16 protein-coding genes are annotated in these 23,717 nt (G+C 31.0%); 5 read left to right on the forward strand and 11 right to left on the reverse strand.

Features of this window, described 5'->3' with window-relative positions:
* Positions 1-234: 234 nt before the first annotated feature.
* The 11 genes from ACXAHM_RS06425 to ACXAHM_RS06475 form a co-directional block, all read right to left on the reverse strand.
* Positions 235-3,234 (reverse strand): golvesin C-terminal-like domain-containing protein, encoded by a 3,000-nt coding sequence (locus ACXAHM_RS06425; RefSeq protein ID WP_474959587.1) that lies wholly within the window; start codon positions 3,232-3,234, stop codon positions 235-237.
* 387 nt (positions 3,235-3,621) lie between these two features.
* Entirely contained in the window at positions 3,622-4,203 is a 582-nt protein-coding gene (locus tag ACXAHM_RS06430; RefSeq protein WP_474959588.1) for a TetR/AcrR family transcriptional regulator, read from the reverse strand.
* Positions 4,204-4,370: 167 nt separating this feature from the next.
* Positions 4,371-6,758, reverse strand: a complete 2,388-nt coding sequence (locus ACXAHM_RS06435; protein ID WP_474959589.1) for a TonB-dependent receptor domain-containing protein — start codon at positions 6,756-6,758, stop codon at positions 4,371-4,373.
* A gap of 5 nt (positions 6,759-6,763) precedes the next feature.
* Complete coding sequence (locus ACXAHM_RS06440) at positions 6,764-8,107, reverse strand: HTTM domain-containing protein (RefSeq protein WP_474959590.1); 1,344 nt, start codon at positions 8,105-8,107, stop codon at positions 6,764-6,766.
* Between the two features lie 3 nt (positions 8,108-8,110).
* Positions 8,111-9,193 (reverse strand): imelysin family protein, encoded by a 1,083-nt coding sequence (locus tag ACXAHM_RS06445; protein ID WP_474959591.1) that lies wholly within the window; start codon positions 9,191-9,193, stop codon positions 8,111-8,113.
* Between the two features lie 69 nt (positions 9,194-9,262).
* Complete coding sequence (locus ACXAHM_RS06450) at positions 9,263-10,324, reverse strand: DUF4856 domain-containing protein (RefSeq protein WP_474959592.1); 1,062 nt, start codon at positions 10,322-10,324, stop codon at positions 9,263-9,265.
* 221 nt (positions 10,325-10,545) lie between these two features.
* A complete protein-coding gene (eno, locus tag ACXAHM_RS06455) occupies positions 10,546-11,844 on the reverse strand; it encodes a phosphopyruvate hydratase (protein WP_474959593.1) in 1,299 nt (432 codons plus the stop codon).
* A 704-nt stretch (positions 11,845-12,548) separates the two neighbouring features.
* On the reverse strand, positions 12,549-12,812 hold the full coding sequence (locus tag ACXAHM_RS06460; RefSeq protein ID WP_474959594.1) for a hypothetical protein: 264 nt from the start codon (positions 12,810-12,812) through the stop codon (positions 12,549-12,551).
* 169 nt (positions 12,813-12,981) lie between these two features.
* Positions 12,982-13,569 carry an HAD family hydrolase gene (locus ACXAHM_RS06465; protein ID WP_474959595.1) on the reverse strand — a complete coding sequence of 196 codons (588 nt, stop codon included), beginning with the start codon at positions 13,567-13,569 and terminating at the stop codon, positions 12,982-12,984.
* Between the two features lie 95 nt (positions 13,570-13,664).
* A complete protein-coding gene (locus ACXAHM_RS06470) occupies positions 13,665-14,594 on the reverse strand; it encodes a T9SS type A sorting domain-containing protein (RefSeq protein WP_474959596.1) in 930 nt (309 codons plus the stop codon).
* 139 nt (positions 14,595-14,733) lie between these two features.
* Positions 14,734-16,275, reverse strand: a complete 1,542-nt coding sequence (locus ACXAHM_RS06475; RefSeq protein ID WP_474959597.1) for a glycerol-3-phosphate dehydrogenase/oxidase — start codon at positions 16,273-16,275, stop codon at positions 14,734-14,736.
* A gap of 171 nt (positions 16,276-16,446) precedes the next feature.
* Between ACXAHM_RS06475 and ACXAHM_RS06480 the strand changes: the two genes are divergently transcribed.
* The 5 genes from ACXAHM_RS06480 to ACXAHM_RS06500 all read left to right on the forward strand — a co-directional run bounded on the left by ACXAHM_RS06480 (position 16,447) and on the right by ACXAHM_RS06500 (position 23,627).
* Positions 16,447-18,834, forward strand: a complete 2,388-nt coding sequence (locus ACXAHM_RS06480; RefSeq protein WP_474959598.1) for a TonB-dependent receptor — start codon at positions 16,447-16,449, stop codon at positions 18,832-18,834.
* Between the two features lie 2 nt (positions 18,835-18,836).
* Entirely contained in the window at positions 18,837-19,829 is a 993-nt protein-coding gene (locus ACXAHM_RS06485; protein ID WP_474959599.1) for a DUF4249 family protein, read from the forward strand.
* Positions 19,830-19,874: 45 nt separating this feature from the next.
* Positions 19,875-21,758, forward strand: a complete 1,884-nt coding sequence (locus ACXAHM_RS06490; RefSeq protein ID WP_474959600.1) for a GAF domain-containing protein — start codon at positions 19,875-19,877, stop codon at positions 21,756-21,758.
* 24 nt (positions 21,759-21,782) lie between these two features.
* Positions 21,783-22,265: a flavin reductase family protein gene (locus ACXAHM_RS06495; RefSeq protein WP_474959601.1), complete on the forward strand. Its 483-nt coding sequence runs from the start codon at positions 21,783-21,785 to the stop codon at positions 22,263-22,265.
* 441 nt (positions 22,266-22,706) lie between these two features.
* A complete protein-coding gene (locus ACXAHM_RS06500; protein ID WP_474959652.1) occupies positions 22,707-23,627 on the forward strand; it encodes an AraC family transcriptional regulator in 921 nt (306 codons plus the stop codon).
* Positions 23,628-23,717: the final 90 nt, after the last annotated feature.

Genomic DNA, 23,717 nt, shown 5'->3' on the forward strand with positions numbered 1-23,717 from the left:
AACAAAAAAAAAGCCTCAATCATATTGAGACTTATTTTTTGTTTGTCAGTTATAGTTTATAAAGTGAAAAGAACCTTTCGCGTTGTTCTAAGACTTTATAAAATGTCTTTAGTTTCAAATTATATAACGTGGATTATTTCATAGGGTAGACAAACATTTAAGTACCTTAACTAATTTTCAATTTATTAAGAATTCGAAAGTGTATTATTTTCAATATTTTTACAATTAATTAAATTATTCCGTGAAAAAATCTAAGAATTGCTCCATTAAAAGAATTCTTTTATCCTCTGAAAGGATAGTTTCAAAAGGAAATCCGGTAATAATAATTTTAGATTTCTCACCATTATACATCACACCCGCTCCTTTATTATTACTTGTATAACGGCATATTTGACTTGTATTATCTCCACTTGGTTCTATTGCATCAGGAGATTCTACGACATATACGTTATTATTATAAGATTTAGAATATTTGGTATTATTGAATTCTGAAAATTGTTTGTTTACACTAAATACATCACCAACTACATCTGCTTGATCTGTTCTTCCAATAAAATGCAAAGTATTTTTTGCAAAAAGTACATCTGGATGTTTTCTACCTTTCGGAGTTCCGTCTTCTTGGTAAAATAGCTCTGATCCTATATATGCACCAGACAAAAATAGTTTCCCACCTTTATTTAAGTAGTTTTTAATTTCAGCCTTAAGGGCTTCAGAAAACAAAATAAATTCTTTCTTACCTCTTTTTTTATTTTGATGATAAGACCTTTGTTCTCCAAAAATTATATCAACAATTTCATAATCATTCATTTTTACTTTTCTACTCTCCAATGCATTTTTATTACAAGAGATGAAGGATCTTTTTAAGTAATAAAGTGACTGACCATGTATCTCTGGATAATCAAAAGTATTACCCATTACTACTTTTCCTTCTTTATTTCCATAACTACCTCCAAATCCAGGTGCATCATCGTCTAACCAAGGAGATTTTGGATTAAAATCATATTGTTGTCCAGTAAAAGATAGATTTACTTTATCAGCTACCCCATTATCTTGGTTTGTAAAGCCTGCGTATTGATTACTTATTACTTTGGAGGGTGGTCCGGTCCTGTCAAATGCATTTACAATCAAAACTGGAGAGTTACCAAAATCACTTAAACATAAGATTTCTGAAGGAAAACTTTCTCCTCCTTCATTTAAGGCCGTTATTTTAAAACTATAAAAATCACCTTTAGTAATTGGTATTGAAATTTCATTTGTTTTTACTATTCTACCATTATCCCAACCTTGATTATTAATGTTTGTATAAAGTTTGTAATATTTAGCTTCTGCAGATTCTTCTAATTTATCTACTGTTGGTACCCATGATAAATAAGCTTTTCCATTTTTTAAAGATGAAAAGAATGATCCTGGAGCCAAAGGTTGAACGGTAAACTTTCTATTTTCTTGGGAAGCCTGATATTTTAAAATTCCTTTGTAAATTGATCTAGCCACATCAAACCTAAATGAAGGATCGAGACCATACCACATATCTTTAAAATTTTGGTGAGAAAGTAATTCAATCAATACTGTAGGCACCTCGGGATATACTGCTTCACTATATCTTTTATCCCACATCTCTCTTCTATTCCATGTCGAATCATGTAAGGTTCTTATATCTTTAATTATTTCTGTTTGAATAATGTCTGCTAAATCTCTGTTGGATAATCTACTTTGACCATTTGGAAAAACTTCCTGTTTCTTCATATTCGTTGTACTATAGATCATCAATGTTCCAATCGTAGTATCACTTTCAGAAATACCAGCATCAGTATGTAGAGCTATGGCCAAATCAATAGGAAGATTTATCCCTTCATTTTCGACATCAGGATTTAAAGCAAATTTATTTCCATTCATCCAATTGACCCATTCACCTCTTGATTGATAATCATCTTTATAGTCATTTTCACCTTCATTTGGAGAGTATACGTGTTCAGGTACGCCAGAATATTGTAAATTATAAGTCGCCGCTTCCATGTATCTCGGTCTACCACTACTCTTTTCTCCTCTTACAATATTTCCAACTCCCCCTCCAAATCTTACAGCATCTGCTGAAATATAAACTCCTGATTTTGAAGATTTTTGAGACAAATACACTCCTTCTCCATCACTACCATCAAATTCAAAAGTACCTAGATAAACCCAAGTACCATAACCCATTGATTGGTTGACAATAAAAGTTGTTTTTTGTTTTTTATGATGGATAATATACTTTGCATCTTCAGCCTGTTCATCTAACTTTTTGTATGAGATATAAACTGCAAATTTTCCATTTATCCTTCCTTCTGTTTTCCAACTAAAAGCAATACTCTCTTTATGGCTCGCTTTAATTTTTCTTGATGTACCTAGAAGAAATGGGTTTTCAGACTGATTGTAGAATTTTTTATTCAAAAAACCAGAAGGTCCAGCAACAACACCTTCTTTTTCATAATATCCATTCCTTTCACCATCATTATCAATAACTAATAAATCTTTTTGAATATCTCTTTCTCTAGGTATGTAAACATTAGCTCCAGCATTTTCTAACATAGGGGCTAAATAAGGTAAAACAATTGATGTTGGAAGTAAATCTTCTACTGTTTGAAATAAACGGGCTCTTTGCCATTCCCACCTATCTAATGATTGCTCATAATACCAACCATGACTGTTCCAAATTGCAAGATGATTTCCATATAAACCTTGTGTTAAATATTTAGGATTTTGAGTATCAACTCTTCTTACGTGTATTTTTTGGGGAGCTGTATCTTTTTTGAGCTTTTTATCATTTATTTCTTCATGAGCATACAAATAATAATTAGGAATCAAAGACTCTAGTTTGTATTTAGGAGTAATTGGCCATTTTTTCTTTCTAGCTTCTTTTTGTAAAACTTTATCTTTTGATGTTCCTACATAAAACTCTAGGTCATATTTCTGAAAGGTCTTACCTAACTTACCTCTCAAAACAGAATTTAATTCGCTTATGGTTTCTTTTCGTATAGGACTATATTCCCATTGCTTACTTAGAAAGAAAGTTAGCTTATGATTTTTCTTGTTGATGTAGAGTGTATCAAGATAAGCAGTTGAATCAGGTTTAAAATTATAATTTCCATTTTTTGCTTCTAATAAAAAGGAATCAAAAACATCTTTTACTTCTCTTATGGACTGAGAGAAAACAACATTACATTGAATGATCGCTAAAAAAGTAAATAAGAATCTCATTTGAAGATTAAAAAATTAAGAAAAGTGGTTTGAATAATTATACAAAAGAAAGAAAAAAGAGGAACAAAGTAAAACTAGTCCCTCTAACCTTCAGTAATATAAAAAGTATGGGCTACTACTCCCATACAATCATTCTAATTAAAATAATTTAGCCCCTTCCAACATTCAACACTATCCTACGCTAAAATTATTTGTATTATTTCACGATGATTCGTACATCAAAAATATAACTTTTAGTTAAAATTTTATTACTCATCATAAAAAAAAATGCATTATAACAACTAACACAATGAATTTCTTTATAAAATACAATAAAAGTGAATACAAAATAAAAAGCTATCCATATTTGAATAGCTTGTAATATTTTAATTATGAAAAACAAAGAGTTTATTTCAATGCTTTCATACATAAAGTTGTAACAATTGCTGCATCCTCTTCTGTTAAAGGATCTTGACTAAACACTCCTGTTGCTCTAGAAGAAGCATACTGAATAGGAATTGCAGGGAAGACTGCATTAAACATTTCTACAGTAATTTTTTTATCTACTTCTCCTGTTTCTTGCCCTCTTATTACCATCGCTTTTGAAGATTCAGGTATTTTAAGTGTCATCTCCTTTGACATCAAAAAGGTATAGTCATTCATTAACATATTAATGAACTTTGCTCTTGATGGATTATCATTAGCTAAATTAAATATCTCAACACAGAAAGATTGAATCACCTCTTTTAGCGATTCCTTGTTTTCCATGTGTTTGAAAATAATATTTCTAAAATATTCAATATTAGAAGAATATAATGCCTGAACTAAAGCAGCTTTACTTGGGTAATGTCTATATAAATATCCATCTGCTACTTGAGCTTTTTTTGCAATTGACGAAACAGACGCCCCTCCGTATCCCTTACTAACAACCATTTCGATTGTAGCTTCTTTTATTCGTTGTAATTTAGTTTCGTCTATACTCTTTGCCATCTTTTAATAATCAATTGATGTAAATTAGATAAATGCTTTGAACGTTGAGATAAATGAATAATATCTCATTATCCATTATTACAAATTTATCATAAACATATTAGGTTCCAAGAAATTTATCAAAATAATCAATGGAATATGATTAAAACTATAAAAGATAGTATAAACTAAATCTTAAATTGTAAAGTAAAATAGTAATTTCTTCCGTCTGATGGGATTATACCAGGCCCTGGATATCCTGTGGCTCTTCTCGTAAAATACATTTTATTAGTCAAGTTGTTCACTCCAGATTCAATACCAAACCATTTATATGAATATTTCATTGATAGATCCATCACACTATATGCTGGAACTGGACCATATACAGCATCTGGTAATGCCTTTTCAGTATTTGCAGCATCCGTATATTGTTTATCAACGTGAGTATATTGTAATGCTACATTAAATTGCTTATAACCAGTATTTAATCCTGTTTTTATATTGAATGGAGGTACCAACTCAACTTGATTTCCATCATAGACACGGTCCTCTGAAATATATTTACCTTCAATAAAAGATACATTTCCAAAAATATCAAAATGAAAATCAGAATATTTATTAATAAAATGCATCACATTAATTTCACCATAGGCCTCCACTCCCAGAGTATAAGCATCCGCTATATTTGTACGAATTGGATTCGCGGGATTAGCTAAACCAATTTTATCATTATATCTTAAATAAAAAGCACTAAAATCAAAATTTATAAATTCATTTTGACCTCTTACACCTAAGTCTGCAGAATAGCCACTTTCATCTTTCATATCAGGATCGATTCTAACATTTGTATTTAATGACCTTAAATCTGAATAAGTAATTGCTCTATAATTTTGCGAAATATTGGCATATACTTCTACTTCATGATTGATCTTATAACTTAGACCAACACCTGCGATGAAAATTGACCTTGCATTTTCGATAGTATCAGGTTGTGCTTGTGTAATTTCATCAATCAAGCCATCATCGCCAACTTCAAAAAATGTCTGTTGATAATACCCTTTTCCTGAGGTATTAATTAATTCAAAACGTACACCTGGTGTAATACTAAACTTATCAGATAATTGAAAAATATTTTCAGCAAAAAAAGCGTAATTTCTTATATTAAAATCATGGTCTGACAACAATGAATCTTTATTAGAAAAAGAAAAATTAGCATCACTTCCATCAGAAGCATCACCTTGTTGTTTATTGTCATTACCGTGATATAATCTAGTTCCTAAAACAAAAACAGATGGTTTACCTTTCAATTCATAATGTTGTAAATATCTTATTTCTGTTCCAATATTTCTAAATTGATCAGAAACTAACAATCTTGGTTCATTATACGGATCTTCTTTATTCAAATTAATTCCTAAAGCATCTCTACTCGCTAACAGTCCAAAAGTTTTCATTTCAATTTTCGCTCTAGAATTTAATTTATATTCTAAATCTACTGATGCTATGTTCCAATTTACTTTAAACCAATTTTGATTTGTATAAGATGCTCTTGGATCTTGATAAAACTCATCATCTGTTAAACCTCCAGGTTGTTGAGCCAAATAATTCATATGTGTCACTTCAAAGCCAATTTTCAACTTATCATTCACTTCATATTTCAATCCAGTATAAAATGTATTTACATCAAAGTCACTATTAGGTCTCCAACCTTCTCCTCCTTTGTATTGATAGAATGCATAGTAATTCAATTTTCCTTTTTCTCCTCCAATGCTATTGAAAGAATTAAATAAACCAAATGAACCTACAGTTTGTCTTGATACAAATTCAAAAGGCTTTGATGAATTTCCCTTTTTCATTTTAAAGTTTAACAATCCACCAAATTGAGTTCCATATTGTAAAGATGCGGCCCCTCTAACAATTTGAACTTCATCAACAGCTTCCAAAGGTGGTGTGTAATAACTTTCTGGATAACCTAAGGCATCAGCTGCAATATCATAACCATTTTGTCTTGTATTAAAATTAGAAGTTCGATCAGGCGATAAACCTCGGCCACCAATTCCTAATTGTATTCCTGCTCCATCACTTTCCCAAATATTTAAACCAGGAACTTTATTATAAACTTGTCTTGAATTATTTGTTGCTAAATTTGCGGTTAAGTTATCAATTTGAATTACTTCACTTTTCTTTCCTTCATAAATTGATGTACCCTCAACTGCTTCCAAACGAGTAATTTGTGTATTATCTTCTTTGTTGACAATATCCACTTCATCTAGAACTTGTTCAAGGACATGAATCTCAAATTTGACAACAATATTGCTATCGGAAATTTTAATAGTTTTTTCTAATGGTGAAAAACCATATTTAAAGACACCAATATTATACTCTTTTCCTTGAATTAAATTAGTGAGAATAAACTCCCCTTTCTTATTCGTTTTAACACGAACACTAGTCTCTTTTATAAATACATCGACACCCTCCACTCCTTTTTGAGTCTCTGTATTAATAATTGTTCCAGTGATATTTTGACCAAAGGATTGAATAGAAAAGATAAAAAATAAAATAAAAAGTAACCTAATCATATAATTTAACCTTTAAAAGGTAGTATCCATGTTTTAGTTGAAAAAGTATCTTCTAGTGTCGTTAAATCAATAGAAGGGTCAATATATTTTTGACTTGAGCGTCCATTTAATGAAACATAAGCAGTTGTATATACTTTCGGATTTATAATTCCTTTTGATAAATATATACTTTTCAAATAATGTGCATATTGCAAAATTAAATCAGGTTGAGTTGCCATCATTTTTTCTTGAAGTGGCGTTAAGTATTCACTGTTATTGATTTCTATTTTATGTCCAGTTTCAGAGTTCAAAACATAGAAAGTTGCGTTCCCTGATTTCTCCATTAACATTACTCTCCATGAAAAACGAAAACCTTGTTCTGTCCAAAATAAATTACCTGGATATAAAACATACCTAAATGGAAAAAGTAATTGAAAAACAACAAATAACATAAGTCCTAATTTAATGACTTTCTGAAAATTAAGATTAATACTTAAGTCTCCCTCAGTTTGATTAAGTCTATTTTGATTAAAAAGTGTTTCTAGAAAAATTAAGATTTTCTCATGAAAAGATTCTGAGAAGAATATTAATGTTGAAACAATCATTATATATGGAAACATGCCAATTGGAAATAAAATCCCTGTCATTATATGAAATACAATAACCATGAAATAGGCAACACCTCTTGTCTTTTTTATAAGTAGGAAAAAAGGGATAAACAGATCATAGATGCATCCAAACCAGCTAAATAAAAATGCTGTATATTTATACTTTAATAGCGGTCCTATTAAATACATATTGCCTTTTGATGCTAACCACAATCTTAATGGTTGTGCCTTTAACAGCCAATCTTCATTAATTTTTGCTAAACCTGCATAAAAATACACGATTCCTAAATGCAATTTTATAAGATTAATAGTCCAAGCTTCCGTAGTTGAATTATAAATTTTAGGTTTTAAAACTACATCAATTGAAAATCTTTTATTTGCAGGTAAAAAAATCATGATGAATGCCACCAAACTTACAAAGTAATAATGGTTTAAGTAGTTAGTAACATCTATAAGTTCTACATAGGTGAAAGTAAGAAAATATAATATAGAAGAAAGTCTATAAAAAGCACCAATCGCAATTCCAATTGCACCTATTATCATTAAAACAAAAATGGTATACACACCTACTTCACTAAGAGGTTGTACCCATGAAAATCCATAATAATGGAAAAAGAATTTAGGTTGAATGAATTGAGTTTCGACCCATCCATTCAACCAAAATCTTAGCGTACTCAAAGCCATCATAATTCCGAAAATCATTCGAAATACAACTAGTGGTGCTATTGAGACTCTCTTATATATCAGATTATATAAAATCATTAATTAATCTCCGTCTGAATCCTGATAAGTAATTTTTACTGATAAAGCAGATGGCATTTCTGATTTTATCATAACTACTAAATTTGACATTTCTGTATACAGAGCTTCTACTTTTTCGTCTTGTGCTTCAATATGGTTAGAAAATGGATTTTCACATGCTTCTAATTTTTCATCAATCAAATCAAATTGATTTAAAATTTTAGCTGAAAGATCTTCTTGAATAGATCCGGCATCATAATAAGCAGTTAAATAATCATCTAATCCTATACCATCATTTCCTCTAAAAAAGTTTTTTAATGATGTCACATTTAATTTTAATAATTCCAAACTTTGTTGACTATAGTACGCCTCTACTGATCTTGGACTTGGTGCTCCCGATAAAGAATTTTTACCTAAAGCATAACCAACTCTTTGATTTTTACATCTTTCAAAAGCTTTATTAAATTCATTCACTATATATGAAAGAGAACTACTTGGATCATTGCCCTCGTTTGTAGAGAAATCAGTTGCAAAATCACTATTCCAAGCATCATTTACATGATTGGCTTTTGAAAGTAAATCTTCTGATACAGCTTTTAAATAAGTACCTCTTAAAGAGTTATTAATATATGTGTTTATCGTATTTTCCTCTGAGTCATTAAATAACAAATAATCTATTGCAGGTAATCCTTTTTTATTATTTGAAGACACAGCCCCTAGGTTTAAATTTTCTTGGTCAACATCTTCTTCAATTTTTGTATAATCTGTAGGAAAAGTATTTGATGATGCTAAAAAAGCTATCTCCAATGCAGGTCCATATTGAAACGCATTTACTTGTGCCCAATTTTGATAGGCAATTTCTTGTGCATCAATAACAGCTTGATATGTAGATTGATTTGGTGTATCAACAAATGCAATTACTTTATCATTTAAAGCTACAATTGAAGCTTGATAATTATTAATTTTAGGAACAATTAGGTTATTGGTATAATTCTTCAACATCTCTGATTGTGAAAAATTTAATGAGATTGTTGTTGAATCATCAGTAGTACATCCAAATAAAGAAAGTACGAAAGATAGGATAATTAACTTAGTTGTGCTTTTCATATTAGACAGAATAAAATAATCATAACCTCAACCTATGATATTAAAATTGAGGTTATGAAAATAAAGAGATTAAAGGTTTGTCATGACTTCAGCAGAAAAACCATATGTCCCTTGAAGAATATTTTTAATTTGAATTACATTATCAGTAGTTAGCTCATCCACATTATTACCATGTTTTGATAACACTAACTCTAAATCATTATTTGTAATCAACTTAGCTGAATTATATTGTAATGCCCATGCAAATGCTACCGCTTCTGACCAGTGATGCATTCTATCTGCGTCATTATCATCTGTTAAAACTGCATTCAAGTAATGGATAACATTAATTGCAACCAACTCCTCCCATTTTGAACGAATAATATCTCTTTGTTGATCACGAAGATCATAATCTTTAGCTGTAATCGCTGCTCTACCTAAAATAAAAGCATTGAAAATTTCATCAGAAATATCGTAAACTGAAGCACGTGATTTAGCATATTTGGCCCAATACCAGTTCGATGCATTATCATTAGTAGAATAATCTACTGCTGCTCCAAAGTAACCAAAAGCTTCATCCCAATAATGTTCCATATCAGTACCCTTACCCTCTGTGATTGATTCATTGTCTGCATCAAGTTTTTCATCTGATAAGTAATAAGATACTGCTTGATAATATAAAGTAGCTCCCATTAGACCTTTAGCTACCATTTGAGCTGGTTCATGTCCATCTGCATCAAAAAGACGACCTCCATAGATATTTTCCATGCTACCAGAACTTGCTTCAGCTTTATCAAAATAAGCTTCAACTTCCGACTTAACATTTACTTGTAATCCAGCATCATCATATGTTTTACTTTCCACATCCTTTGAAGAACCAAATAATTCTCCAGATGAATTTGTGTAAATATCATTCATATCTGAAGCAGATAATACTTTTACACCATCGTTACCAGATTTAATGTAACGTTCTAGAGAATCAAGCATAAAAATTCTAGCTGTTTGACCAGAATAATCTACATTATCAAAATTATATGATGATGGGGTATTAGGTAGGATTGTTTCTGCATCCTCTGTATTGCATGCAAAAAAAGAACTAGCAACAATTGCTGTTGCAATAATTTTATTAGTCAGTGTAGAATAGATTTTCATAAAAAAAATGAATGAAATAACTTGTTGTAATTATTAAGGCAATATTATTGTTTATTTAGATTAATTCCAAATATTATTTAAATTTAATCTAAATAAAATAACATTAAATACAACAACCTTTTCTTGCAAATTATTTATACATTAGGTGCTTTATGAATAAAAAAAGAGGCTACCCTTAAGGATAGCCTCCACCAATTGCATATATTTTTTCTTCTAATTTCTTAGAAGTTAAACTCTTGCTTGAATGCTTTCAAACCTAAGTACTTAGCAGTACCACCTAATTTTTCTTCGATACGAAGTAATTGGTTGTACTTAGCCATACGGTCAGAACGTGAAGCTGAACCAGTTTTGATTTGACCGCAGTTTAATGCTACAGCTAAGTCAGCAATAGTATTATCCTCAGTCTCACCAGAACGGTGTGACATTACTGAAGTATAACCAGCTCTGTGAGCCATATCAACAGCAGCAATTGTCTCAGTTAATGAACCAATTTGGTTTACTTTGATAAGTATAGAGTTAGCAATACCTTCGTTGATACCACGCTCTAATTTCTCAACGTTAGTTACGAATAAATCGTCACCTACTAACTGTACTTTATCTCCACAAAGGTCAGTTAAAGCTTTGAAACCATCCCAATCGTTTTCGTCCATACCGTCTTCGATTGAAGTGATAGGGTATTTCTCAGCTAATGCAGCTAAGTATTCAGCTTGTTCTTGAGAAGTTTTCACGCCACCTTTCATGTCGTTGAATTTCTCATAGTTGTACTTACCGTCTACGAAGAATTCAGAAGCAGCACAGTCTAAAGCGATTGTGATGTCTTTACCAAACTCGTAACCAGCATTTTTAACAGCTAATGCTACTGAATCTAAAGCATCCTCAGTTGATTCGAAAGCTGGAGCGAAACCACCTTCGTCACCTACTGCAGTAGAAAGACCACGGTCGTGAATTACTTTCTTTAATGCATGGAATACTTCACAACCCATACGGATAGCAGTTGTAAAATCAGGAGCTGAAACAGGTTGGATCATGAACTCTTGGAATGCGATAGGAGCATCAGAGTGAGAACCACCGTTGATAATGTTCATCATTGGTACAGGTAAAGTGTTTGCAGAAACACCACCTACATATCTATATAAAGGAAGACCTAATTCAGCTGCAGCCGCTTGAGCTACTGCTAATGATACACCCAAAATTGCGTTAGCACCTAATTTTGCTTTATTTGGAGTACCGTCTAAAGCGATCATTGCCATATCGATTGCATTTTGTTCAAATACAGATGCACCGATTAATTCTTCAGCAATAATTTCATTAACGTTTTCTACAGCTTTTAAAACTCCTTTACCAAGGTACTCAGAACCACCGTCACGTAATTCCACTGCTTCATACTCACCAGTTGATGCTCCTGAAGGAACAGCAGCACGACCGATTGTACCAGTTTCAGTTGTTACGTCAACTTCGATTGTAGGATTACCTCTTGAATCAAGAATTTGTCTTGCGTGAACGTCTACGATTAAACTCATGTCTTCGTATTTTTTTATTATTGATTTTTAAAACGGCTCAATATTAGGGAAACCAATCCTTTTAAAACATGACTATTGTCAGTCATTAACAAAGACATCAAGAAGTTTTAAAAGGTTCATTAAATAATCCTTTGTTTTTGAATTAATTACGAATAATTTCTTTTTATCTTAATTTGATTTATTAACAAAGAATTAACTGGGATTTTTAAAAGTGTACTTTTAACACATTAGTTTTCAGTAAATTAATAACCTATTTTTAATAGAAGTTCAAAAAAAGAAACCCTATCATTCTCTAATTATATAAGAAAATTAATAGGGGTTTATGTCTTTGTTTTTTAAAACAAAATATAGCTTTAAAAAGCATTTTAGAATTTCATACCAAAAACAATTCTTGTTTGGTTTGCACCCATGATTGATCCTTCATATAGTGGATCAATCTCTGAGATATTTCCAAAAACATACTCAAGGCCAGCATACATTTTGTTAAATCTTACTCCTGCACCCGTAGCATTTGTAATTCCAATACCAGCTGGGTCTTGTACAACTTCATCGTATACATCACTTCCAATTACTCCAATAAATGTAGGTCTTAAATTCCAATAACTTTCAATTGCAAAATTATCAGAAATAGCAAAAGTGAATAAAGGCCCAACTTCGACAAACCCAAATTCTAAAACACTTACTGTACTGCCATCAAAGGTGCTTTATACCCCTATTGATAAGTCAGCCCAATTTGCATCAACAGCCAATCCAATAACATCATTTTTATAAACATAAAAGCGATTTCCAATTTCAAAGCCAAAATTCACCGCTCCTCCATCATAAAAACTTCCAATTGAAGCATATGTTGAACCAGCAAAACCAAGATGTAAACGAATGTTTAGGCCATTTTCTAACATTGTACTTTGGGCAAAAGATGAAAATGACGTAAGGACTCCCAGAATGAGAGAAGTTAAAAATAAACGCATGATAAAAAATTAAAATAATAGTAAAGAATGATTAATCATCATAATATATTTTAACCAGCTTTGAAGTTTAATTTGTAATATCATGATGATATACAGCAATTTATACAATTATTTTAAATAACTTAACAATTATTTACCTTTAATTTTTATTTATGTAATATTTTATTTATTAAATATATTTTCGAACATCTACGACTTTCATACCAGCAGCTTGTGCAGCTTGAATACCAGGATCACCATCCTCAAAAACTAAACAATATCTTGGTTCAACACCCATGCGAATTGCACATTGTAAAAAAGTTTCTGGATGTGGTTTTGGAAATTCTACTTGATCTGCACCAACTTTTACATCAAACCAATGATATACTCCTAAAGAAGTTAGCGTATGTTCTATTAATTCATCAATATTACCTGTACCAATTGCCATTGGGATTTTTCCTAAATGATCTTGAGCAATTTTAAAAATTGGTTCGATTGGTTTTACATCACCAATTAGATTTAGATATTCTTTTTCTTTTTGATCTGCTAGTTTCTGAATATCCATTGTGATATTATTTTCAGTACCAATTTTTTCTAAAATTTTTTCCGTTGACATTCCTGCTAAGCTATAAAACTCTTCTTCTGAAAAATCATAACCAACTGATGCTAAAGTTTTTTTCCAAGCCAAATAATGTGTCGGCATTGTATCAGCAAGTGTACCATCCATATCGAAGATTAACCCTTGAATACCTTGAGGAATAACAATTTCTTTTTTCATTTTTTTTATTTATTTAATACAGAAGACAAATAAACTAAAAAAAGAGATAACTCAACTTAATTCGTTATCTCTTTATTTGACAAAATGCATCTATATTAGTTAACTATAATTTTTTCAGTAGTTGAATTTCCATCTGAGTTTATTTCTAATATAAACATACCAGCTCCAAAATTCATTTCTATTTCCAAGTAATTCATTTCAGTAAATGAAGTACCTAAGTATTGTCCTATTGAATTAAATATATCTACTTCTATCCCATTTTTATCAGATAATACATTTAACGACTCTCCTTCTTTTATCGGATTTGGATATACTAAAATTTCTTGATCAGTGTTAGAAATTGAAACAGCATTGGGACCATAAAGGGTAATCTTTCCGTCAAAATCTACTTGTTGTATCCTGTAATAAATTATAGTAGCATTTGGAAGATCATCATCTAAAAATGAATATTCAAGTTTTACATTTGAATTACCTGCACCTTCTACTTCCCCGATAGATTCCCAAGTTTTGTTATCGATACTTCTTTCTATAATAAATTTCTCATTATTCACTTCACTTGCAGTCGCCCATTCTAATTGTACTTTATTGTCTATCAAAATTGTATTAAAATATAACATCTCAACTGGTAAATCTGTATCTAAGTCTTTACAAGAACCATCTGACGGCATATCTATAGGAATACCATCCACAGTAATTGACCCACCCGTTGGCGTACATAAAGAATTCTGACCATCAGTAATTAGATCAACTTGATGAAAATTTGCAGATCCCAATACACTAATTGAAGCTCCTTCTCTTAAACGAACCGTAGATGAAGATATCATTACTGTTCCAAATGTTAGTGTTACATTTTCTAATACATCTATGTATACATAATTAAATTGACCTGCATCAATTGTCGTATCACTACTAATAATTATTTTTTCTTGTTGAATACTTGGTACATGTTCATTTTCTGTATCAAAACTATTAGAACAAGAAAATAAAGTTACGATAAGCAACAAGTTCAGTATAGATTTTTCCATAATTCAATCAGTTAGTTACTCTCTTATTTTTGAATAATAAACTATTGATTGATGTTATGTGTTTACCTAATTCGGTTCACATTATACCTTGTTAAGATCAAATTAAAATTTTCAAATAATAATTTTATCAAACATTGATCTAGAATAAAATATAATCTTCAGCTAATCGCTTGAAACTCTCCACTTGATCCTTTTGCCACTTTTTATTTTTGCCTAAAATTTCTGCCATAATTTTAGCTACTTTTGGCGCTACTTCAATACTTGCTCTTGCATTTAATAAGAGACATCTTGTCCTCCTACTTAAAACATCTTCAACATTTAAAGCCATTTCATTTTTTACAACCCATTCAATATCTGCTAATAAATAAGGTAAATCTTCATGTAGTGCTTCTGACATACGTTGGTTTTGATCTATTCTCTCTTGAATTTTATCTAAATCTTTACCAAATACACTTCTTACATCTGTTCTATCAACATTTTTCAGGAAACCATGAAGTAGTGCTTCTTTTGTCATACATTTTACACTATCCCAACCTGCTATTCTTTCTGTGTAGTCAATAGCATCTTCTGCCATTTGTCGATATGTTGTCCATTTACCACCAATGATTGTAATAAGACTTGAATCGCTATGAACTATTTTGTGAGACCTAGAGATATTCTTTGTTTCCTGACTTTGTTTTTTAACTAAAGGACGAAGACCAACATAAACACTTTTTACATCACTTCTCTTTGGAGATTTTACAAGATATTGACTTGCTGTTTTTAAAATAAAGTTTATTTCTTCTTCTAAAGGCTTAGGTTCAATATCAATCTTTTCAATACTCGTATCAGTGGTTCCAACAATAGTTTTGTTATACCAAGGCACAGCAAATAGGACTCGTCCATCACTAGTTCGAGGCACCATAATGGAAGATTCACCTTGTAAAAAATCTGCATCTAATACTACATGTACACCTTGACTTGGTGCCACCAAGTTTTCATGGTTTGCGTCATCAAGTTTCATAATTTCATCTACAAAAACACCTGTAGCATTAATTACCATCTTAGATTTAACAATAATTTCCTCTTTATTTATAGCATCTAAAAACTTTACACCTCGTACTCTACCTCTTTTATTTTTTCTTAAACCTATTACTCCTGCATAATTAATGATTTCTCCTCCGTAATCTGCAATTGTTAAAGCAAGAGACATGGCAAAACGAGCATCGTCAAATTGACCATCATAATATCTTACTCCTCCAATCAATCCTTCTTGATTTAGTGTTGGAATATGTTGTAGTGTTTTTTCTTTCGATATCATTTCGGAAGGCCCAAGACCCAAACTACCGGACATAACATCATACACTTTAAGTCCAGTAGTGTAAAAAGGTGCGTCCCACCATTCATAAATAGGAACAATAAACTTTTGATCATGAACAAGGTGAGGTGCATTTTCTTTCATTAATCCCCTTTCTCTTAAAGCTTCTCTTACCATCCCTACATCACCTTGCTTTAAATATCTCACACCTCCATGGGCTAATTTTGTACTTTTACTTGATGTCCCTTTTGCGAAATCATATTTCTCTAAAAGTAAAGTTTTATATCCTCTTAAAGTACTATCTAGAGCAGCACCTAATCCAGAAGCTCCTCCTCCTATCACAATAACATCATATTTTGAGGATGCTTTTACTTTTTTGAGCATCTTATTTCTGTTCATCATATCTTAGTAAAGTGTGTTTTTTGGTGTTTCTTTAAGTAATTTAATAAGTTTCTAAGGTTTTCGAATATTTTTTTTAATTTTAACAAACAAATTAACGCTGAAATTGTATTACTTTTTATTCAAATTAAACTCAACTCTCTTACAATAAGCTATATGTCAAACTTAAGACTCTTATTAATTATAGCCTCACTTTTTTTTACCTCTTCTATTTTCGCACAATCAAAAAACTTTACATTAAGTGGTTATGTAAAAGATAGTTCTACTGGTGAAACTTTAATTGGCGCTACCATTTATTCTAAGGAATTGAAAGCAGGTGTAACAACGAATGCTTACGGATTCTTCTCTTTATCACTTCCTGAAGGGCAACATACTATATTATCTACCTACGTTGGTTTCCAATCTTATACTACAAAAATAAATTTAGATGGAAATAAAAAATTAAATATTGAACTCCTTTCATTAGATACTGAACTCGAAGAAGTATTGATTACTGGTGAACGTGAAGATGCCAATGTAACTGATGTTCAAATGAGTACTCAAAAAATGGAAATTGAAACCATTATGAAAGTACCTGCTTTGTTAGGAGAAGTTGACGTTATTAAATCAATACAATTATTACCAGGTGTAAGTACAGTTGGTGAAGGTGCTACTGGATTTAACGTTCGTGGTGGTGGAGTTGGTCAAAACCTTGTGTTACTTGATGAAGCTCCTGTTTTCAATTCATCTCACCTTTTCGGTTTCTTCTCCGTTTTTAATCCTGATGCTGTCAAAGATGTAAAACTAATTAAAGGTGGAATTCCAGCACAATATGGAGGTAGAATTTCTTCTATTCTTGATGTTAGAATGAAAGAAGGAAATTCAAAAAAACTAGCAGTACAAGGTGGTATTGGTGCTATATTTAGTAGACTTACAGTTGAAGCTCCCATCATCAAAGATAAAATGTCCTTTTTAATTGGAGGTAGACGATCATATATTGATATTCTTGCCAAACCCTTTTTATCAGATGATTTAGCTGATTCAAAGTTTAATTTCTGGGATTTGACTGCAAAGGTTAATTACGATATCAATGAAAATAATAAAATTTTTCTATCGGGTTATTGGGGGCGTGATACTTTTGGTGCTGCTTCAACTTTTAATTCTGGATGGGGAAATGTAACGGGTACATTAAGATGGAATCATTTATTTAATGATAAATTATTCTTAAATACTACAGCATATATTTCTGATTATGATTACAATTTAGAGTTTAGTCAAGATGATACAGATTCATTTAACTGGAAAAGTAGGATAAAAACATATTCTTTAAAACCTGAATTCACTTGGTATGTAGGGAATAATAGTACCATTACTTTTGGTGGCCAATCTATAATATATGATTTTGCACCAGGAACAACTACCGCCACGAGTGGTGGACAAGAATTACCTCCCTTTGCTCTACAAAATCAATATGGGTGGGAAAATGCTATTTATATAGGTAATGATCATAAAATAACTAATGCATTAACAGTACAATATGGTATAAGAGCAAGTTCATTTACATACATGGGCCCTGTTACTACCTATGAATATGAACAATCTGTATCTCCAAATACAAGAAAAGAACCAATTGAGGGTTCAGAGAAAGAATATAGTAATTGGGAGCCTGTGGAAACGTATTACAGCCTAGAACCTAGATTGGCCATAAAATATCAATTGAATGAGAAAAGTTCGATTAAGGCAAGTTACAATCATATGGCTCAATATATTCATTTGATTTCTAACACAACTGCAGCATCTCCTTTAGATGTATGGTCACCTAGTACAAATAATATTAAGCCACAAGTAGGTGATCAATATGCCTTAGGTTATTTTAGAAATCTTAATGATAATATGTTTGAGTTTTCTACTGAAGTGTATTACAAACCAATGAAAAATTTAATTGATTATATCGATGGTGCGGATTTATTATTAAATTCTTACCTAGAAGGTGATTTATTAAACTCAGTAGGTAGAGCTTATGGCTTAGAATTATATTTAAGAAAAAAGAAAGGAAAACTAACAGGTTGGTTTAGCTATACTTTAGCTAGGTCAGAACAGAAAACAGAAGGTATTAACCAAGGTAAATATTACCCTACTCGATTTGATCAAATGCATAATTTGACAATGAGTAGTTTTTACACAATAAATGAAAGATGGTCCTTGTCGGCAAATTTCTCTTTCATTACAGGAACTCCTTCTACATTTCCAACCAATCAAATCCAAGTTCAAGGCTACGGAATACCACACAATGTAGATGGTGTGAGAAACAATCAAAGAATACCATATTATCATAGATTGGATATTTCTGCCACATTAAACGGAAAAAAGAAAGAAGGTAAAAAATGGGAACATTATTGGGTATTTGGATTCTATAATACTTATGCTAGAAAGAACCCTTATTCAATCTATTTCCAACCAACTGACGCAAGACCAAACGAAGGTTCACCTGCTCCAAATGAGGCAATTCAACTCTCTGTAATTGGTACTATTATCCCATCTGTTTCATTTAACTTCAAATGGTAATTATGAATAAACTAAAATATATAAGCATCCTATTAATCTTTCTTTCACTTTTATCTTGTGAAGATGTGATAGATGTCAATTTAATTGAAGGAAGAAATCAAATTGTAGTAGACGGTTGGATCAATAATCAATTTGAAAAGCAAAGAATTAGATTAGTGACAACAAATGGATATTTTGACACATCTGCACCTCCATTAGTAGAAAATGCGACAGTCCAAGTGATTGATTTAGTGAACAATAAGACAATTGACTTCATATATGATAGCAATGGTTATTATACATGGACACCTCCCACTCAAAATGACACCTTAATTGTTCGTCAAAGATCAAATGATTTTGAACAAAATGAAGATGGACTTTATAACAATTATTATAAGTTAATTGTATCGGTAGAGTTTGGAGGAGAAGACATTCAATTAGAATCTTATACATCTTTAGAAAGGACTCCATCAATTGATTCTTTAGTTTTTAAAACTTCTTCTGAAGAAAATGAAGAAGATGAAAAAATCTATGGTGAATTATGGGCAAAAGATTTTGTTGGTCCAAATGACTGTTATTGGATAAAAACATATAAAAATGGAAGTTTTCTTAATAAAAGAGATGAAATGCTTCTTACTTTTGATATTACTCCTGGAAGAAGTGATTATGGAAATGTAATCGATGAAGATACTTATTTTATACCTCCAGTAAGAAGTGGTATCAACCCTAGTTTATCCGAAGATGAAGTAGAAGATAATGCTCCTTTGTACAGTATTAATGATACTATAACAGTAGAAATTCATTCAATGACAGAAGATGCCTTTGATTTTTTAAGTCAAGCTAGGTCTCAAATGGCAAATGGAGGACTTTTTGCTAGTCCTTTAGCGAACGTACCTACAAATATTATTGCCTCAAATTCACAAAGTGAGGGAATAGCAGTAGGAATTTTTTGCGGTTCTGCAATATCTTCACAAGGATATCGTATTAAAACTAAACCTCCTTATGATGACAATTAAGTTGGTTCTTCAGGAGGAAGCAAATAATAATTAAAAAAATAAAATATGTCTATAGAACAAGAAGTTGATAAGTTCACCCCCACCCGAGAAAGAGTTGAAAGTTATTATTTAGAAAACTTTAAGAGGTTAGACAGAGCTATGCAATATACCCTTATTGGGTCTTTTATTCTTGCTATTGGTCTATCTTTTGAAACTGGTAACTGGATATTAGCATTAGGATTAGCCACTGCAAGTACTGTTGCTTATTTCATATTGTTATATAGCTCATCAAATTCCTCTTCTACTAGATTTATTTTAGCTTTTACTTTTTTCTTGTATCAAGTACAATACTTGATGGTTTCTCCTCAATCTCCATATGGACAATTTGCATTTTTTGGAATCCTTGCATTATTAGCCCTCTATCAAAATTCTAGTTTGCTTACAGTATATTTTATGCTAACTGCTCTAATGTACATTTCTTTGGTGCTTCTTGATACAGATATGTGGCTTACTGATATATACAAAAGAAGTAGTGAAAACAAATCATATGAAGGTTTAGTATCTATTCCTATTGTTACTTTTAGTTTTTATGCAGCATGTTTATTTATCGCTAATCAATTAAAGAAACAAAGTTTTAGAAATGCTCGTTATGCGATATTTCTTGAAGATCAGATGCATATTGACGAAAATACAAAACTTGCTCAAGATATTGAGAATGGAAAGTTATACGAAGAATATGATATCCATGAGAATGACATCTTAGGAAATCTATTAATCTCAATGAGAAATCAAGTAAGAATTCAAAAGGAGAATGTTGAAAATCAAGGTTGGATTGCCTCAGGATTATCTTCCATTAGTGAACTTTTACTTTCTGTAAAAGATCTTAAAAGGTTATCTACAAAGACTCTAAGAGAACTTACTGAATACACGCAATCAACATTAGGAGCTTTCTATCTTTATAATGAAGAAAAAGATTGTTTAGAAATCACTGCATGCTATAGTCAACATAGAAGAAAAAAAGTTGGTGATGTATATAAAAAAGGTGAAGGCCAAGTTGGTGAAGTTTTTCTAAAAAACACACCTACTTTAATTTCTGATATTCCCTCAGATTACACTCCAATACAATCAGGTTTAGGAGAAGCAATTCCAAAAAATATTTTCCTCGTCCCTCTTTCGATTAAAAACGATGTAGTAGGTGTCATTGAACTTGGCTCTATTAGAGAATATAATACTCAGGAAAGAGCACTTTTGACTGAAATTGCACCTTCAATTGCTTTAACAATTCGAACAATTCAATCAACGCTTAAGACAAATTCTTTATTAGAGGATGCTCAAAAAACAAATGATGAGTTAGTAAATAAAGAAGAGACACTTAAGGAAAACATGCTTCTTTTAGAGGAAACGAAAAAAGAAATGGAAGAAAAACAGAAGCAATTGGAAGCACAAGAAGAAGAAAGTATTCTATTTTTTGAAAGAGCAATGGATGCTATGATTGCTTTTGATGAACAAGGTGAAATTATAAAACTTAATCCTGCAGCTTCACATATTTTCCAGACAAGTATTATATCTGAAGGTCAAAACATCACATCATTATTAGGAAATAATTTTGATAAAGCAGTAAACAATAGAAGAACAATGAAATTGAAACGTTCATCTGGTGAAGTTTTTACTGCTTTAATCTTCATTACTGAGATCAATAATGAAAATGGATTAATGAGAATCGCATATATTCAAGATATTTCAGAACAAGATAAAAAGGAAAAAGAACTTCGTATTCTATTGGATAAAGCACAAATCAGAAATGAACAGTTAATTATTCAAGAAAAAACAATGAAGGAGAGCTTATCTATGATGATAAAAACAAAAGAAGAATTAAATTTGGCAAAAAAGAAGATTATTCATCTAGAATTAGAGAATGGTCGACTGCATCAAAAGTTAAAAAACAAATAAATTAGAATACATCTAATCTTTTAAATGGATAAGCAACTTTTTAAAGACGCTATGCGTCACCTTACAGCTACAGTAACGCTTGTATGTACTGACGGTAAGGCTGGTAAAAATGGAATGACTGCAACAGCTGTAACCTCTTTATCTGATACTCCTCCTAGTTTATTGGTATCTGTAAATAAAAATAGTGACATTCATAATCAGATAGTAGAAAATAAATCTTTTTCAGTTCATATTCTTCAAGAAGAAATGGCTGAAATTTCAAATTGTTTCGCTGGATATAAAGGCCTACATGGTGAAGATAAATTTCAGCTTGGGGATTGGTCAATTCAAGAAAATTGTCAAATATTAGAAGGAGCTTTAGCAAATATTCAATGCAATTTGAAAGATTTTTATGATGGTTTTACCCATAGTATATTTATTGGTGAAATCACTAACGTTAATCTTAATGAAAATGAACATCTTAAACCTTTGCTATATGGTCAAGGTCATTATACAACAATAAAATAACATGACTAAAAGTGTATTTAAAGCTCTTATAACAAGATTTAAATACATTTTTAGTAGTTATAAAATGAAAGCTCAATTTACAAATTGGGCTTTTTTTATATGTTAACGATTGTATCTAAAACATTGAAATTAGATAAATATAATTTTCACATTTTCTTTTAAAAAAGATAATTTTTATACAAATTTGCACAATATCAAGATTGATCTTATCTATATAATTAAAAAAAAGATAAAAAAATGCTTGATTTTAAGATTCATTATTACTTTATTTAAGTATTGGAACTATTATTTAACTATAAACTACATGGTTATTCTCCTATTCTTACAATGAAAATCGATAACTGAAAGTAAAAATAAATTGCACATTTTGTATAACTGATATCGAAACCCAAAGCTAGGTAGGTAGTAGTTATTTCTCCCTTTTTAATTACAATGACTATGATTGAAGATTACAACAAGATTATTGAATCGTTAAACATCAAATTCATCAGATCAAACAGTTTAAATGTTATCCGTTCTGTAAAAGTTTCTAACTTTTATGATGTTCAAAATACCTTAATACAGGTAAAAGCAGGTGACATTACTGTAAACGAAAATGAAGTTGCTCACGCTGGAGACTTAGTATTTATTCCTGGAGGTAAATCTATTGAGATTGCTTTTGGTAATACAAATACTACTGAAGTAACGAATGAGAGTTTTATCAATGATAGAGATTCTTATTTAAGAAAGATCAATGATGATGTTTCATTGCACACAATTCATACTAGCTTCACATCTGTTACTTTTGACGCTAAAGCATTCGATTCCGTAAACTTTTTTAATTCATTAGACATCCCTCCTTTTATCATCCCAAGACATGATGATATTAGTGAAGCTATTGACAGAATTTATTCTGAATCATTAGGTGACAAGCCTGGTAAAGACAGAATCGCAACAAACCTTACAGAGTACGCTGTTATTGAAGTATTCAGACATGTACTTGAGAAGAAACTGTTTGTTGAACAAATTGCAACAAATAGCAATTACTTCAAAGATCCTCGATTGATTGATATCTTTAACTTTATCAAAGACAACATTTCTAGTGATTTATCAAACAAAATCCTAGCTAATGTAGCAAACGTATCTGAGGATTATGTGGGGCAATACTTTAAAATGCTAACAGGAATTAATCCTCAAGATTATATTGAATACCAAAGAATGGAAAAAGCCGTTGAACTTCTTCGTACTTCACGAAAAAGTATCCGTGCTATTGGCTCAGAAGTTGGCTATAAAGATACTGCATACTTCTGTAGACGTTTCAAGATGATGTTTGGTATTCCAGCAGGAAAAATGAGAAGAAGAGATTCATTAATGAATGTATAATCTTTTCTGATGAAAATATGACAACAGGTGGAGGTCCTAAATTGGACCTCTTTTTTTATGATAAATTTGTTTAATGTCTAAAAACAAATC

This window comes from Flammeovirga sp. AWQ4_249, assembly GCF_056161045.1.